The organism is Ruegeria sp. D4 (genome assembly GCF_056534475.1).
The window spans coordinates 286940-301301 of record NZ_JBQFPJ010000002.1 but is presented as its reverse complement, the minus strand read 5'-3'; the positions used below and the strand labels follow the sequence as shown (position 1 = coordinate 301301).

15 protein-coding genes are annotated in these 14362 nt (G+C 58.6%); 6 read left to right on the top strand and 9 right to left on the bottom strand.

Annotation, left to right across the window (positions count from 1 at the left end; translation table 11 throughout):
- The first annotated feature begins 3 nt into the window (after window positions 1–3).
- The 5 genes from ACR0MI_RS05440 to ACR0MI_RS05420 all read left to right on the top strand — a co-directional run bounded on the left by ACR0MI_RS05440 (window position 4) and on the right by ACR0MI_RS05420 (window position 4251).
- Window positions 4–1209: a branched-chain amino acid ABC transporter permease gene (locus ACR0MI_RS05440; RefSeq protein ID WP_170612578.1), complete on the top strand. Its 1206-nt coding sequence runs from the start codon at window positions 4–6 to the stop codon at window positions 1207–1209.
- Window positions 1210–1219: 10 nt separating this feature from the next.
- Window positions 1220–1975 carry an ABC transporter ATP-binding protein gene (locus tag ACR0MI_RS05435; RefSeq protein ID WP_170612580.1) on the top strand — a complete coding sequence of 252 codons (756 nt, stop codon included), beginning with the start codon at window positions 1220–1222 and terminating at the stop codon, window positions 1973–1975.
- A gap of 9 nt (window positions 1976–1984) precedes the next feature.
- Window positions 1985–2740, top strand: coding sequence for a branched-chain amino acid ABC transporter ATP-binding protein (locus ACR0MI_RS05430; protein ID WP_170612582.1), 756 nt, complete (start codon window positions 1985–1987; stop codon window positions 2738–2740).
- Between the two features lie 414 nt (window positions 2741–3154).
- On the top strand, window positions 3155–3454 hold the full coding sequence (locus ACR0MI_RS05425) for a hypothetical protein (RefSeq protein ID WP_170612584.1): 300 nt from the start codon (window positions 3155–3157) through the stop codon (window positions 3452–3454).
- Between the two features lie 173 nt (window positions 3455–3627).
- Window positions 3628–4251 (top strand): hypothetical protein, encoded by a 624-nt coding sequence (locus ACR0MI_RS05420; protein ID WP_170612586.1) that lies wholly within the window; start codon window positions 3628–3630, stop codon window positions 4249–4251.
- A 101-nt stretch (window positions 4252–4352) separates the two neighbouring features.
- Here the strand turns inward: ACR0MI_RS05420 and ACR0MI_RS05415 are convergent, their stop codons facing one another.
- Genes ACR0MI_RS05415 through ACR0MI_RS05400 form a run of 4 tightly spaced genes read right to left on the bottom strand, consistent with a single transcriptional unit; the run spans window position 4353 to window position 9682 of the window.
- A complete protein-coding gene (locus ACR0MI_RS05415) occupies window positions 4353–5456 on the bottom strand; it encodes a dimethylsulfoniopropionate demethylase (RefSeq protein WP_170612588.1) in 1104 nt (367 codons plus the stop codon).
- Between the two features lies 1 nt (window position 5457).
- A complete protein-coding gene (locus ACR0MI_RS05410) occupies window positions 5458–7071 on the bottom strand; it encodes an AMP-binding protein (RefSeq protein WP_170816869.1) in 1614 nt (537 codons plus the stop codon).
- A 16-nt stretch (window positions 7072–7087) separates the two neighbouring features.
- Window positions 7088–7897, bottom strand: a complete 810-nt coding sequence (gene dmdD / locus ACR0MI_RS05405; protein WP_170612592.1) for a methylthioacryloyl-CoA hydratase — start codon at window positions 7895–7897, stop codon at window positions 7088–7090.
- Between the two features lie 21 nt (window positions 7898–7918).
- Complete coding sequence (locus ACR0MI_RS05400) at window positions 7919–9682, bottom strand: acyl-CoA dehydrogenase family protein (protein WP_170612594.1); 1764 nt, start codon at window positions 9680–9682, stop codon at window positions 7919–7921.
- 112 nt (window positions 9683–9794) lie between these two features.
- Here ACR0MI_RS05400 and ACR0MI_RS05395 point away from each other — a divergent pair, with 112 nt between their 5' ends.
- Window positions 9795–10823, top strand: coding sequence for an AraC family transcriptional regulator (locus tag ACR0MI_RS05395; protein ID WP_170612596.1), 1029 nt, complete (start codon window positions 9795–9797; stop codon window positions 10821–10823).
- A 45-nt stretch (window positions 10824–10868) separates the two neighbouring features.
- Here the strand turns inward: ACR0MI_RS05395 and ACR0MI_RS05390 are convergent, their stop codons facing one another.
- The 5 genes from ACR0MI_RS05390 to ACR0MI_RS05370 are packed head-to-tail and all read right to left on the bottom strand — an operon-like array spanning window position 10869 to window position 14285.
- Window positions 10869–11525, bottom strand: a complete 657-nt coding sequence (locus tag ACR0MI_RS05390) for an ABC transporter ATP-binding protein (RefSeq protein ID WP_170612598.1) — start codon at window positions 11523–11525, stop codon at window positions 10869–10871.
- On the bottom strand, window positions 11522–12304 hold the full coding sequence (gene cbiQ, locus ACR0MI_RS05385) for a cobalt ECF transporter T component CbiQ (protein ID WP_170816868.1): 783 nt from the start codon (window positions 12302–12304) through the stop codon (window positions 11522–11524). Before cbiQ ends, ACR0MI_RS05390 begins: the two co-directional genes overlap by 4 nt.
- Window positions 12304–12885, bottom strand: coding sequence for a cobalt ABC transporter permease (locus ACR0MI_RS05380; protein WP_170612603.1), 582 nt, complete (start codon window positions 12883–12885; stop codon window positions 12304–12306). The genes cbiQ and ACR0MI_RS05380 overlap by 1 nt, the downstream gene beginning before the upstream one ends.
- Window positions 12882–13493 (bottom strand): cobalt transporter CbiM, encoded by a 612-nt coding sequence (cbiM, locus tag ACR0MI_RS05375; protein WP_170612605.1) that lies wholly within the window; start codon window positions 13491–13493, stop codon window positions 12882–12884. The genes ACR0MI_RS05380 and cbiM overlap by 4 nt, the downstream gene beginning before the upstream one ends.
- 6 nt (window positions 13494–13499) lie before the next feature.
- Complete coding sequence (locus tag ACR0MI_RS05370; protein ID WP_480853840.1) at window positions 13500–14285, bottom strand: DUF4198 domain-containing protein; 786 nt, start codon at window positions 14283–14285, stop codon at window positions 13500–13502.
- Window positions 14286–14362 lie beyond the last annotated feature (77 nt).

Below are 14362 nucleotides of genomic sequence, written 5' to 3'. Positions count from 1 at the left end.
TCGATGTTGGGACTGAACAAGAAAGACACCAGCCTTCTGATCATCGTCGGCCTTCTTACCCTGCTGGCCCCCTTCATCCTGAACCCGTTCCCGGAAGGCAGCGCCATGGCGCAGTTCAACGCGGGCTATCCGGACCTGATGCAGCGCTTTGTTATCTTTGGCATCTTTGCCATCGGGTTCAACATCCTGTTCGGTCTGACCGGATACCTGTCCTTCGGTCACGCGGCCTTTTTGGGCGTGGGGTCGTATTCGGCCGTGTGGATGTTCAAGCTGCTGAGTTACAACATCATCCCGGCCATAGCGCTCAGCGTAGTGGTGGCAGGGCTATTCTCGCTGCTGATCGGCTTTGTCAGCTTGCGCCGGTCCGGCATCTATTTCTCGATCCTGACGCTGGCCTTCGCACAGATGAGTTTTGCGCTGGCCTATTCGGTGCTGTCGAACCCCAAGTTCAACCTGACAAACGGGGAAACCGGTCTGCAGGTCTATGCCGACGATCCCCAAATTCTGCAGGGGGCCAACGCGCCGGATCTGCCACACTTGTTCGGCCTGCCGATGCGCGCGACCTACACGATGGATGTCGGCGCGTGGAGCTTTGACTTCAACGCGGGCTATTACCTGTGTGCAGTAATCATGATGGTTGTGTTTTATCTTTCGATCCGTATTTTCCGCTCGCCTTTCGGAATGATGCTGCGCGCGGTGAAATCGAACCAGCAACGGATGAACTATACCGGCCTGAACTCCAAACCTTACACCCTGGCGGCCTTTGTCATCTCGGGCATGTACGCTGGCCTGGCCGGTGGTCTGATGGCGGCAATGGATCCGCTGGCAGGGGCCGAGCGGATGCAGTGGACCGCCTCGGGCGAGGTTGTTCTGATGACCATTCTTGGCGGCACCGGCACCTTGATCGGTCCGGTTCTGGGCGCTGGATTCATCAAGTATTTCGAGAACATCTTCTCGAAGATCAACGACAACGTCCTGCACAGCTGGTTCGCCTTCCTTCCCGACGGGCTGGAGGACGCGGTGGTGTTCCTGATCCATCCGTTCATCGGCAAAGGCTGGCACCTTACGTTGGGCATCCTGTTCATGCTGGTGGTGATCTACCTGCCGGGTGGCCTTGTTGAAGGTGGTCAACGATTGCTGAACCGCTTGAAGCGCAAGAAATCGGGTACCGACGATGCGCCGTCGGGCAAAACGGAACCGGCGGAGTAAGGGGCGGACCATGGCAATACTAAGAGTCAAAGATGTCAGCAAACGCTTCGGTGGCCTCAAGGCGCTGACGGATGTGAACCTCAATGTCGAGGAGAACACGGTTCACGCAATCATCGGACCCAACGGGGCGGGCAAGTCGACCCTGCTGAACTGTCTGGTGGGCAAACTGATGCCGGACACTGGTTCGGTGCTGTTCGACAATAACTCGGTGCTGGGGCTTGAACCCTTCCAGATCAACCAGATGGGCATCAGCCGCGTGTTTCAGACGCCGGAGATTTTCGGCGAACTGACGGTGATGGAAAACATGCTGATCCCGATCTTTGCAATGCGGGACGGCGCGTTCCGGATGCACGCCTATGAGACCATTGCCAACGAAAAGGCCATAGTCGAACAGGCCGAGGCGATGCTGGAAGAGATGAACATGGCCGACAAGCGCGAGATGCACGCTGCCGCACTGTCGCGTGGCGACAAACGGCGGTTGGAGATCGGCATGTGCCTCAGCCAGAATCCCCGACTGTTGCTCCTGGACGAACCGACGGCGGGCATGGCGCGGGCCGATACCAACAACACGATTGATCTGCTGAAGCAAATCAAGGACGAGCGCGACATCACCATCGCCATCATCGAACACGACATGCACGTGGTTTTCAGCCTGGCCGAGCGCATCACAGTGCTGGCGCAGGGCACGCCCCTTGTTGAAGACACTCCGGAAAATATCCGCGGAAACCCCAAGGTCCGCGAAGCCTATCTCGGCGAAGCTGCGTAAGGAAAAGCTATGAACGAGAAACCTGACTTCTCAAAAAACGCCAATTTGGCCAGCACTGCGCCTGCATTTCTCTCGGTGTGGGACATGCACTCCTACTACGGAGAAAGCTATATCGTGCAGGGCGTCAGCTTCAACGTGCACGAAGGCGAAATTCTTGCCCTTCTCGGGCGCAACGGTGCAGGAAAGACTTCGACACTCCGTTCCATTGCCAGAGTGGGCGAGCCGGAAGTGCGGCATGGCGAAATCTGGCTGGACCATCAACCGCTCCACAAAATGACAAGTTACCAAGCGGCGGCGGCTGGCCTTGGTCTGGTGCCTGAAGACAGAAGAATCATCCCAGGCCTGACTGTCGAGGAAAACCTGCAGCTTGCGCAGATTGCGCCGCCAATCGGCTGGTCACTGGACCGGCTTTACGAGTTGTTCCCACGACTGGGCGAGCGCCGGAAACAAGAGGGAATAACCTTGTCGGGCGGTGAACAGCAAATGTTGTCAATCGCCAGAGCCTTGGCCAGAGACATCAAGGTCCTGCTTCTGGATGAACCTTATGAAGGTTTGGCCCCGGTCATCGTCGACGAAATCGAAAAAACGCTGATCCACGTCAAGCAGCAGGGAATGACTACGATCATTGTCGAGCAGAACGCAGTTCGTGCTTTGGAATTGGCGGACCGGGCCATTATCCTGGATACGGGAACCATCGTATTCGACGGCACCGCCAAAGAGGTGCTTGAAGACACCAATCTTCGTGAAGAGTATCTGGCGATCTAAATTTGCCTCGAGCTTGAAGGCAGGCGCAATTTTCGGACTACGAGCGGGATTTCTCGAAAGCTCTCGATCCCGGGTCCGGACTGTTCTAGTTTCCTCGGCAGACTGGTATCAACGTGACAACAGCGATGGCTGAAAGACAGGCTGTCGGGGACGTGTCATTGTTTGTTCGTGCGCAAACCTGATCAGTTCAGGCGAAACTGAAACCTGGTTCTCGTGATGAAATCAGGGTCTGCTTTGAGCTGATTCTGAGCACGATTTTGGTACGCGGACCGTCTGTTATGCGGGCGCAGCTGCATATTTTGCGCACGCGCCTTGCTCAGCCAAGATCAACGCATTGACAGTTTTGAATAAGTTTTTTTCACTTGTTGAGCCCGCATCCTGGGTTTTTTGCAGAGCTACGGAAGGAAATTTTCAATGACAAGATTCAGCATATTTACTTTGCTGGGCGCAACGACTTTGGCGCTTTCTGCGTGTGACGAGACCAGTGGCACAAGCGGGTCCACCGAAGTCACTCCTGCGCAACAAGCCTGTTTGCGCGACGTGGCCGCCGCAACCAACAACACGCAAGTTGTTGTGCTTTCGTCCGAGTTCAGCGAGGCCGGAACCCTGGTAAAAGTTGGCGTGGGTCCGGATCAGGCACCATGGAATTGTATCGCTTACAGCGATGGTGCAACGGCGGGTATTGAATCGCTCAGCGACGAAGGCGCGCTTTGAACGTTTGCGTGACTGTCGCAACTTCGAGGCTCGGTCTAGCCGCATGAGACCGTGCTCTTGGCTTTCCAACCCCGGAAAGACGAAGCGAGCGCTTTTGCGGCCTCGCAGGTGCGACACGCTTCGCCGCGTGAACGCGTCGGGACAACCTGTCCGCCAAACAGAAGGGAATTGTGATGTTTAAGAAGTTCTTTTGGGCGCTTGCATTTTTCCCAATGCCCGCGTTTTCCGACATCTCTGATGAGGCGAACGCTTGCATCGATGAGTTGATATCCCGCTTTGGCAATGTGGGCGGTGAGGTCCTTGGCCAGGAATTCAGCGAAGCCGCCATCATGGTCCGGCTTCGCGATGGCAACGGTGTCGAGTATGAGTGCATCGTTTGGTCCGGACCCGAAGTCGCCGACTTGCGACGCGTGGGTGAAGACACTGACACTGCCAATGATGGAGGCGGCGCATTGAATGGTGCCTCTGACACTGCGCCGACAGTTTCAGGGGATCAGGTCGTCAAGTTTGATGCCGGCACAAGTGGCACGACCCTAAGCGCCACACTTCAGGCCGGCACGTCCGTGCGTTACATCCTGGGGGCAAACGACGGGCAATTTTTGAACGTGGATGTCGGATCACATGATGGCGCTCTGGACTACAGGATCTTCAATCCCGACGGCACTTTTCTGTTGGACTTGATTCCTTCGGAGACGCCGTATCAGGGTCAGCTATGGCAGTCGGGCGAACATATCATTGAAGTTGTGAACGCGGGCGCACAACCGGTTGCCTTTGACATCGGGATCGGCATCAACTGACGCCGGAACGACTTGAGCAATTTGGCGCACTATCAAAGTGCGCTCCCCCCAAGAATAATGATGAAACCGCCTGTTCTTGCCTAAGTCGGGGCGGAATGTGACTATCCCCAGAATGCCTTCTGCACCTCGGCCCGCCGATCCCCGGTTGGAGTTCGAACCTCAAGCACCGTCCCGGCGTCCCAGTGGCTGGCATCGACCATGCCAATTGCGACATTTGTTTCGAAATCAGGCGACCAGGCGGCGGACGTGACCTGCCCAACCCGCTTTCCGTCTTTGTACAGCGGCCAGGCCGACCGGGCCGGCGGCACCGGATCACCGGGGATGGAAATCGCGCGAATTTGCCGCGCCGGACCTGCGGTGGCCTCGCGCGATAGCGCGTCCCTGCCGATATGGTCGCTACCCTCTGACGGATTGCAGAATTTGCCCAATCCGCATTCCAATGGCGAGTTCTCCATTGTCATGTCGTTGCCATAGCTCAGCAGGCCGCCTTCGATCCGTTCGATCAGGTTCGGACAGCCGGGGCGCACATTCAGATCTTCGCCCGCCTCGAACAAGGCGTTCCACAGAGGCATCCCATAGGCACCATTTTCAACATAGATCTCGTAACCGCCTTGTTTGGAATACCCTGACCGCGCCACCACAAAGGACGTGTCCTGAAAGGCCAGCCGCTTGTAGCGGAAAAAGCGGATGTCACGCACCTCGTCTCCAAAGATCCGCGCCATAAGGTCATCCGACTTTGGCCCCTGAACGGCCAGGGGTGAGACGTCAGGCTCAAACACCTGCACGTCCATGCCCGCACCCACAGCCAGCCCCTTGACCCACAAAAGCAGGTCGCTGTCCGCAATGGAAATCCACCAGCGATCATCGCTATGCTTGATCGCCACCGGGTCGTTCAACATGCCGCCGTTCTCATCAACGATCGGCACGTAATAGCACTGGTCTTCCTGCATCTTCTCCAGGTTGCGGGGGGTCAGCCGACGCATCAGCCGGCCAGCATCCGGACCGTTCAGCTCGATCTGCCGCTCACAGGACACATCCCAGACTTGCACATGAGATTTCAGGTGCCGGTAGTCGGCCTCGACGCTCTCAAACACCGTGGGCAACAGCATCCGGTTATAGACGGTGTAGGCGGTGACGCCCTTGTCTTCGACCCCTTCGGAAAAGGGCGTCTGGCGCAGGCGGCGGGATTGGGACAGCAGACGCATATCAAAGGTCCATTGATTTGATGCGATCCCGAAGCTGGAACTTCTGGATCTTTCCGGTGGAGGTTTTGGGAAGGGTTTCGAATACAACAGCCTTGGGGGCCTTGAACCCGGCAAGGTGATCTCGGCAGAACGCAATGATCTCGTCAGATGTTGCCCTGGCGCCTTCACGCAGTTCGACAAACGCGCAGGGGACTTCGCCCCATTTCTCGTGCGGCATTGCTACCACGGCCGCAGCCTGCACGGCGTCATGACGATAAAGCACCGCTTCGACCTCGACGGATGAGATGTTTTCTCCGCCCGAGATGATCACGTCCTTCAGGCGGTCGCGGATCTGTATATAGCCGTTTTCGTTTACGACCGCACCATCACCAGACCAAAACCATCCGTCTTCGAAGGCTTTGGCGGTGGCCTCGGCATCCTTGTAATACCCCGCCATGACCGTGTTGCCCCGGATAGCAATCTCGCCCTGCGTGGACCCATCGCGCGTGACCGGCGTGCCGCTGGTGCGGTCGATAACCGAGACGTCTTCGACCATAGGAAAGGCAATGCCCTGCTGCGCCTGTAAATCGGCCTGTTCTGCGGGGCTAAGATCGTCCCACTCATCCTGCCAGAGACACTGTGAAATATGTCCGTAGGTTTCGGTCAGGCCATAGACCTGCATGACGTCAAATCCCATGGATCGCGTCTTTTCCAGCACCGACGGTGGCGGCGGCGCTCCGGCCGTCAATACGCGGATCGCGGGATCAAAGGGGGCCGCACCGCTTTCGGCTTCGGCCAGCATCTGCAACACAATGGGCGCCGCACCAAAATGGGTCACACCATGGGTGCGGATCGCATCCAGAATACGGTCTGCTGCCGGAACGCGTGTGAATACAACCGTCGCCCCAAGCATGGCCATCAACCAGGGGTGCCCCCAACCGTTGCAGTGGAACATCGGCACCACCGACAGATAGACCGGATAGGGCGGCATCTGCCACGCTGTCCCGGTGCCAAGCGCCATCAGATAAGCTCCGCGGTGGTGATAGACGACGCCCTTGGGGCGCCCGGACGTGCCTGAGGTGTAGTTCAGCGCGATCGCATCCCACTCATCTTCGGGCAGGTCCATCGGCAAAGGGGCGGCGTTGGTCAGCGCCTCATAGGTCTGGCCACCAAGGCTTTGGCCTGCTGCAGCGGGATCGACGATCTCGACCACCGGCAAGGTCCGACCAAGCAGATCAAACGCTTGGGACAGAAGCGGCACAAGCTCCCGGTCCACGATCGCCAGTTTCGTGTCCGCGTGATCCAGGATGTAGGCGATGGTTTCCGGCTCCAACCGTGTATTCAGAGTGTTGAGCACTCCGCCTGTCAGCGGTACGGCAAAGTGCAACTCGAACAACTCTGGGATGTTCGGGCTGAGCACCGAAACCGTATCACCTTTCTGCACACCAAGTGCCGCCAACCCACCGGCCACCGCGCGAACGCGGGTGGTGGTCTCAGCCCAACTTCGCCGGATGTCGCCATAGATTACCGCCGTGCGGGCTCCATGCAGGTTTTCGGCGCGGTGCAGAAAAGACAACGGCGACAGAGGCACATGGTTGGCCCGTGTCTTCTGAAGAGCTTCGAAATGGTGACGCATCCCGGTACCGCCTTTATCAGCTGTTAGGCCGCACGCGAGCGGCGGTCTTGTTGGCGAAGGCTTCCAGCCGTTCGCGGGCGGCGGGCTGGGTATTGACCACTCCGCCCACCACAGCTTCTGCATACGCCGCGTCCATGCCGGACATGTTGTTCAGGTGGCTGATTGCCGAGCAGATTGCAAAATTGGTCAAAGGCAGGTTCTGCGCAATTTGTCCCGCCAGCTCCATCGCCTTGGCCATGCTGCCGCCTTCTTCGGTTATGTATTGCGCTAACCCCAGATCGACGGCCTCTTGCCCCTGATAGACACGGCCGGTCAGGATCATGTCGATCATGCGGTATTTGCCGATCATATCCGAAACCCTGATGGTTGCCCCGCCCCCAGTAAAAATCCCACGCTGGCCTTCAGGCAAGGCAAAATAGGTGCCGGGGTCGATCACACGGATATGCGCCGCGCTGGCCAGTTCCAGTCCTCCGCCCACTACCGCGCCCTTCAGCGCGGCGATGATCGGCACACCACCATATTCCATCTTGTTGAACGCTTCATGCCAGCGCAGACAGACATGCATGAAGTCATCCGGGCTGCGGTCGGCCTTCCAATGCTCGACCAGATCAAGGCCCGCGCAGAAGTGGTTTCCTTCGCCGGCCAGAACCACAGCTCTGACACCGGCCATACGCGCGCCGCTGAAAAAGCGGATCAGTTCCTCGATCGTGGCCACATCCAGTGCGTTGCGCTTAGAGGGACGGTTCAGGGTCACGACGTACAGACCGTTCTCACGCTCGGAAATCGCAAGGTTCTCATATGTGTCGGGGTTCACGACGTCATTCATGGGTCAGATCCTATCCAAGCGTTATTCGGGGAAAACCGCGTCAAGCAGACTGCGCGAGCCATGCAGGATGCGGGCGTGTTCGGTGGCACATTCAGGCAGAATGTGCTGAGCAAAGAACAGGGCTGTGGCGATTTTCTGGGTCATGAATTGTGTATCCTGCCCGGCGTCCAGCGCGCTTTGCGCAGCCACGGCACCTTTTGCCAGTTTCCACCCCGCCGCCAGTGTCCCGGCCAGCATAAGGAACGGGACAGAGCCTGCAAAGGCCGCGTCGATGTCCTTTCGGCTGTTTTCCAGCAACCAATCCAGCGCGGCCTCAAATGCGCCGCGCGCCTGAGCAAGACTTGCGCCAATTGCCTGCGCGCTGGCATCTCCTTTTGCCAGTTGCGCTTCAGTCTCGGCTATTCGGGCGGCGAACCGGCGGGCGGTTTCTCCTCCGTCGCGCATCACCTTGCGGCCCAGAAGATCGTTGGCCTGAATGGCTGTGGTGCCTTCGTAAATCGGCAGAATGCGGGCGTCGCGGTAGTGCTGCGCGGCTCCTGTTTCTTCGATAAAGCCCATGCCGCCGTGGATTTGCACGCCAAGCGAGGCGACCTCGACCGCGCGTTCCGAGCAGAAGCCTTTGACCAGCGGGACCATGAATTCGGCCAGCGCAGCGATTGCCGGATCGTCCTGAAGATGCGCGATGTCCAGCAGGCCTGCCGTTGCGGCCGCCATAGCCCGGCCACCTTCGGTCAGGCCGCGCATCCGCATGAGCATACGGCGTACGTCCGGGTGTTCGATGATGGCGACCGCGTCTTTGGCCTGACCATTCACGGGACGGCTCTGCACCCGGTCGCGCGCATAAGCCAGAGCGCGTTGGTAAGCCCGTTCAGAGGTCGCGATGCCCTGAACCCCAACAGAAAACCGAGCGGCGTTCATCATGATGAACATATATTCCAGTCCGCGGTTTTCCTCGCCGATCAGGAAACCGGTGGCGTCTTTGTATTCCAGAACCGCCGTCGGGCTGGCCCGAACGCCCAGTTTGTGTTCGATGCTTACGCAATTGACCGTGTTCTCGACGCCTGGCGTGCCATCCGGCCCCACCAGTTTTTGCGGAACGATGAACAGGCTCAGCCCCTTCGGCCCGGCAGGCGCGTCAGGTGTGCGGGCCAGCACCAGATGAATGATGTTCTCAGTCAGATCGTGCGCGCCATATGTGATGAAGATCTTGGTGCCAGAGACGCCGTAGCTGCCATCCCCACGCTGCGCCGCCCTGGTCGCCACGCGGCCCAGATCACTGCCTGCCTGCGGTTCGGTCAGGTTCATCGTGCCGGACCAGCGCCCTGCGATCAGCGGCTCCAGATACGTGGCTTTCTGTTCGTCCGAACCGGTCAGCAGCAACGCCTCAATCGCACCGTCGGTCAGCAGCGGGCAAAGACCAAAGCTCATATCAGCGGCATTCAGCATTTCAACGGCAGCCGCGCCGACGGCACGCGGCAATCCCATCCCGCCATATTCCACCGGATGGGTCAGCGCCTGCCACCCCATTTCGACGAACTGCGCGTAAGCTTGCGCATCACCTTCGGGCATCGTCACGCGGCCACTGTCGAACTGCGCGCCCAGCGTGTCCCCGATATGTGACAATGGCGCGATCTGTTCGCTGCAGAACCGGGCATATCCCTCGAGAGCGGCACCAATATCCGTCAGGTCGTATTCCGAATACACTTCCACCCGGGACACCTTTTCCCAGTGGGACAAGTGTTCGATGCAAAACATCAAATCCTGTACGGGCGGCTGATAGGACATGCCAGGCTCCCCTGCGGCGACTATGGTTTCGCGTCATCTACCCGCCCAATGGTTTGCCGATAAGCTCATTTCTTGACAAAATGGTATCCGATTACGCCAACCTGAGGTTCAGATGACCAGCCATGACCCCATATCTCTGACGACTGTATCGGCGGGATTTATCCAGGATTGGCTGGATGCGCTGAAGTCCCGTTGCACCCCGGCTGAGATGACATCGCTGTTAGAGCGTTCGGGCCTGCAGGCCAACCAGATGGCACCTTCTCAACGCGTCACACTGAATGAAATCGCCCGGCTTTATCAGCTTGCCGCGCCCGAAACCGGGGACGAAATGATGGGCCTCTGGAGCCGTCCGATCCGGCCCCGCGCCCTGCAGCATCTGGTGACTGTACAGCGCGAAGCGAGCAGCCTGGCCTCGGCACTTTATCGTTTCTCGACATTTTGGAACCTGCTTCTGGATGACTTCCACCTGGACTTGCACAGCAAATCCGACGCGGTGGAACTGGCGTTGGTCCCATATTCGGACGACACCCGCCCGCAGCGTTTCGGCCACATGCTGATCCTGAAACTGGCGCATGGGCTTTTGTCCTGGCTTGGCGGGACGGAAACACCGGTAAAAGCCGTTCGCTTTGCCTTTGCCCGCCCGGAATTTGCCGCCGACTACGCCGTCGTCTTCCCATGCGCGGTCGAGTTTGACGCTCGGCAGACCAGTATCCTTTTCGACCCGCGTCTGTTCACCCGTCCGATAACCCGCAGTTCGGCTGAGGCATCCGTGTTCCTTGAACGTGCGCCGCTGGACTGGATCTTTACCGGTTCGCGCGCGCATACAAACAGCCTTCGCGTCCGCGCGTTTCTCTACGGCGCAACATGGCAAACCTGCCAGCTACCTGATGCAGCGCGTGCCCTGAAAATGACGCCGCGGACCTTGAACAGGCGTTTGAAAGAAGAAGGGACTTCTTTTCAGGACATCAAGGATGCACTGCGCCGCGACATTGCCATCCGCGCGCTTCAGCAAAGTACGCTCAGTATTGAACAGATCGCCTTTGACACCGGGTTTTCGGCTCCGGCGAATTTTCACCGCGCCTTTCGAAAGTGGACCAGCCGGACCCCCGGGTCATACCGCTTGCACGCGCAGGCTTCCTGACGACGGCGCTCTGTCGCGGACATTCGCATAGCTCGTGCGAACAGGTCATTCACTTGGGCTGACAATCCGCCCGTTTCGCAGTTCCAGCGTGTCTGGTGCCAATGCCGCGCGAAACGATGGTGCGTGGCTTACCAGCAGTATAGCCTGCGGCAGACTTCGCAGAATTTCCAGAAGTCGCGCTTCATTTTTGGCGTCAAGCGCATTGGTAGGCTCATCCAAAAGCAGCGCCTCCGGCTCCATCGCCAAAACGGTTGCAAGGGTCACAAGCCGCTTCTCTCCACCAGAGAGCTTGTGCGTAATGCGATCACGCAGACTTAACAGATCCAGATCGGAAAGCACCCTGTCGACGATGGCCAGCGCCTCGGACTTGCTGCGCCCGAGGTTGAGAGGACCAAATGCGATGTCTTCCGCCACTGTCGGACAAAACAGCTGATCATCAGGATCCTGAAAAACCAGCCCGACCTGGCGGCGGACTTCGTGAAAATCCGCCTCGACGCGCCTTTCCTTTCCCAGGACGGTCACGCGCCCGGCGCTTGGTGTTTGCAGGCCAAGGGCAATACGAAACAGGGTAGATTTTCCCGCGCCATTCGGGCCCGCAATCGAGAGGCGCTGCCCCGGTTCAAGCTGCAGCGAAGCGCCGTCCAGCACTGGTGGCTGGCCAGGGTACGCAAAACAAATGTCTTCAAGCTTGAGGATCGTCATAGATAATCCAGGAACAGCAGGCCAAGGCAAACGGTGCACAGCATCGCGGCGAACATGTGATCGCGTCGTGTCATGTTAAAGTCCTGCAGCAACAAAAGACGCCCGGAAAAGCCCCGGCATTTCATCGCCGCCAGAATCCGCTCGGACCGTTCGATCGCGCGCACCAGCATCATGCCGACCAGATACCCGAAGCTTCGGTAGGTGTGCCAGTTTGTGCCGGGGCGAAATCCGCGGATCTTCATCGCAGCGCGCAGGCCCAGGTATTCTTCCCGCAACACCTCGATGTAGCGGATGGTGAACATCAAAAGGTGCACTAGCACCTCGGGGCAGCGCAGCTTGTGCAAAGCGTGTCCCAGCGTCACGGGCTCCATCGTTCCGACCAGAACCATCAGCGCAAGGATGACCGCGTTGGCCGTCAGTGCAATCTCGACAGCTTTCCAAAGGCCCTGCCAACTGGCCGGAAAGCCAAAAACCGTGAACATCGCGTCGCCGGGCATTGAGAATGGCAGCAGCACCAGCATGAAGATGATGAAGCTGTCCATCATGGCCATACGCTTGAGGGTCCGACCGACTGGCAAGCGTGACATCACCAGTAACCCAAGCGAGACGGACAAAGCGCCGATCAGCGCCGGAATGCTGTTGAGGGCAACCGTGACGATGGCAAAGATGCAGGCCAGCACGATGCGCATACGGGGATCGTAGTCTCCGATCATCCCGAAATGGGCGGCTTTGCCTGCCTCGGCCAGTGTTTTGGCCTGTGGTTCCAGCGCATGTGCCATCAGGTGGCCATCTTTTTACGCGCGGCCAGGTAAAAGCCGATGCCGAACAGACCAATGATATAGCCAATACCACCCAAGATGTTCTGCAGATCATTGTGCTCGCGGTAGGCGGCGATCTCGCGCCGCAGTGGGCGGGTTTCGTCGCGCACCGCTTTGGCGATGGCGGCGCGTTCCTCATCCGAGAGCGAAGCCACAGTCACCGCTGCCGCGCCATTCGCAGATGCGACCGGCGTGGCTGTTTCAAAAAGCTCGGCTTCGACCCCCATGATTTCGGCCACTTCGTCGGCCGGCATGGCAACTTCGGCGACGTGCCCTGCACCCAGATCTGCCTTGAATGTATGAGCCACAGCTCTGGTCGGGCTGTAGAGAAAGAAACCGTCCGTATCGGTTACTGTGCGACCCAGTTCAGAGCCATCGGGGCCATAGACGATGACTTCCTGGTCTGCGGCCATATCGCCATTGGAAAACCCCAGCTCGCCTTCGATTGCGTCGCCTGCCGGAAATACGCCTGCAATAACCTTGTGCGCAAGAGCCGGGAGCGGGGCGAGAGCAAGCGTACAAACAAGGATCAACTGTTTCATGTGGACGCAACCTTTACAAAAAGTTCCGGTTTGACCTTGCGGGCCAGAAGAACGGCAAAACCTGTCAGCACGGCCTCGATAGCCATGACGGGAATGTGGGCGAAAAAGACAAGCTTGGCAGCGGGCAGGAACTCATCGCCGGACAGCGCCAGCGAGACCGCGACAAAAGCCGTCGTGGCCGCGATCGAAAACGCGCCGCCGATGCCGCCCCAGATCGCCCCATGAACAGGTGAGCCACGTGCGATCAGGCGACCAAAGATCATCCAGGTCAACACCGCCGGAAGAGCGATATTCACCGTGTTGATCCCCAGCACGGTCAATCCGCCGAAACCAAAGAACACGGCCTGCAGCAGCAAGCCGACAAAAAGGGCCGGAAAGGCGGCCCAGCCGAGCAGAAGCCCGGCCAGACCGTTCAGAATCAAATGCACAGACGACGGGCCAATCGGCACATGGATCAGCGAGGCGACAAAAAAGCTGGCCGACAACACGCCCGCCGTGGGAATGCGATCCAGATCCAGCGATTTCAGGCCCAATGCGATCCCGCCAGCCGCGGCGACCGCACCGCCGATCACGACAGGGTTGGAAAGGGCTCCGTCGACGATGTGCATTCAGGCTTACTCCAGATCCCAGGCGCGGATCCAGATGACCGCATCCTGGCTCAGCTCTTTGCCTTCATGCTCGGTTTCCGGACCCACGCCCAAAGCGGCGAAGCCCCAGTACCCGGCTTTTGGCACACCAAAGTTGAAATATCCGTTGTCATCCGAAATCGCGACCAACGCGCCGCCCGGCAATGGGGACACGGTGGCGCCCTTCGCGCCGGTGCCGGTCATGTCCGGTGCTGCGGCGATGTACTCGATTTCGATTTCTGCGCCGGCGACGGGCTGTCCCTCGCTCAAAACGCGACCGGTAAAGGTTGACCCGGCGATGATGTTGTAAGGCTTGTTCAGCGGCAGAATCTCGGTGGCCAGCCCCTGCGGCTGATCCCAGTCGGTCGGCAGTTCGTTTCGGTTGAGGTAAGCCTTGGTGATCTGCTGGATATAGATATCCTCGGATTCTTCGTAGTAAGGCGCAGGAACTGTAACCACCACATAGTCACCCGAGCGTTTCACCGGCACTGAACCCAGGAACGCTTTGGCAATGTTGTCCGGTCCTTCAAAAGTGGTTTCTTCCAGCGTATCCATCAGATCGGTTTTTTCACCGTTGTGGATTACAAAGAATTCTTCCGGTTTTTCCAAGGTCATCACGTGACCAGCTTCAAACGGGTGCCAGAAAACCAGTTTGACCGGAACGTCACCGGGGCGTTCGATCATCGTGTCGTCGGTATATTCCAGCAGGAAATGGGCCTGCGCCAATGCAGGCATCGCCAAAACAGCCGTGGCAGCCACCAGCAGTTTTTTCACAAATCGAGTCCTTCTCACGTCGCGCCTTCCCCGGCGCAAATTTACTTTGACGATGGGGAACGCGAAGCCATCTGCCT

Excerpts from the sequence above, each read along its gene's own strand:
- ACR0MI_RS05435 (WP_170612580.1), top strand. The coding sequence starts at position 1,220 with ATGGCAATACTAAGAGTCAAAGATGTCAGCAAACGCTTCGGTGGCCTC.
- ACR0MI_RS05415 (WP_170612588.1), bottom strand. The coding sequence starts at position 5,456 with ATGCGTCTGCTGTCCCAATCCCGCCGCCTGCGCCAGACGCCCTTTTCC.
- ACR0MI_RS05440 (WP_170612578.1), top strand. The coding sequence starts at position 4 with ATGTTGGGACTGAACAAGAAAGACACCAGCCTTCTGATCATCGTCGGC.
- cbiM (WP_170612605.1), bottom strand. The coding sequence starts at position 13,493 with ATGCACATCGTCGACGGAGCCCTTTCCAACCCTGTCGTGATCGGCGGT.
- ACR0MI_RS05410 (WP_170816869.1), bottom strand. The coding sequence starts at position 7,071 with ATGCGTCACCATTTCGAAGCTCTTCAGAAGACACGGGCCAACCATGTG.
- ACR0MI_RS05400 (WP_170612594.1), bottom strand. The coding sequence starts at position 9,682 with ATGTCCTATCAGCCGCCCGTACAGGATTTGATGTTTTGCATCGAACAC.
- ACR0MI_RS05430 (WP_170612582.1), top strand. The coding sequence starts at position 1,985 with ATGAACGAGAAACCTGACTTCTCAAAAAACGCCAATTTGGCCAGCACT.
- dmdD (WP_170612592.1), bottom strand. The coding sequence starts at position 7,897 with ATGAATGACGTCGTGAACCCCGACACATATGAGAACCTTGCGATTTCC.
- cbiQ (WP_170816868.1), bottom strand. The coding sequence starts at position 12,304 with ATGGCACATGCGCTGGAACCACAGGCCAAAACACTGGCCGAGGCAGGC.
- ACR0MI_RS05390 (WP_170612598.1), bottom strand. The coding sequence starts at position 11,525 with ATGACGATCCTCAAGCTTGAAGACATTTGTTTTGCGTACCCTGGCCAG.
- ACR0MI_RS05380 (WP_170612603.1), bottom strand. The coding sequence starts at position 12,885 with ATGAAACAGTTGATCCTTGTTTGTACGCTTGCTCTCGCCCCGCTCCCG.
- ACR0MI_RS05425 (WP_170612584.1), top strand. The coding sequence starts at position 3,155 with ATGACAAGATTCAGCATATTTACTTTGCTGGGCGCAACGACTTTGGCG.
- ACR0MI_RS05395 (WP_170612596.1), top strand. The coding sequence starts at position 9,795 with ATGACCAGCCATGACCCCATATCTCTGACGACTGTATCGGCGGGATTT.
- ACR0MI_RS05420 (WP_170612586.1), top strand. The coding sequence starts at position 3,628 with ATGTTTAAGAAGTTCTTTTGGGCGCTTGCATTTTTCCCAATGCCCGCG.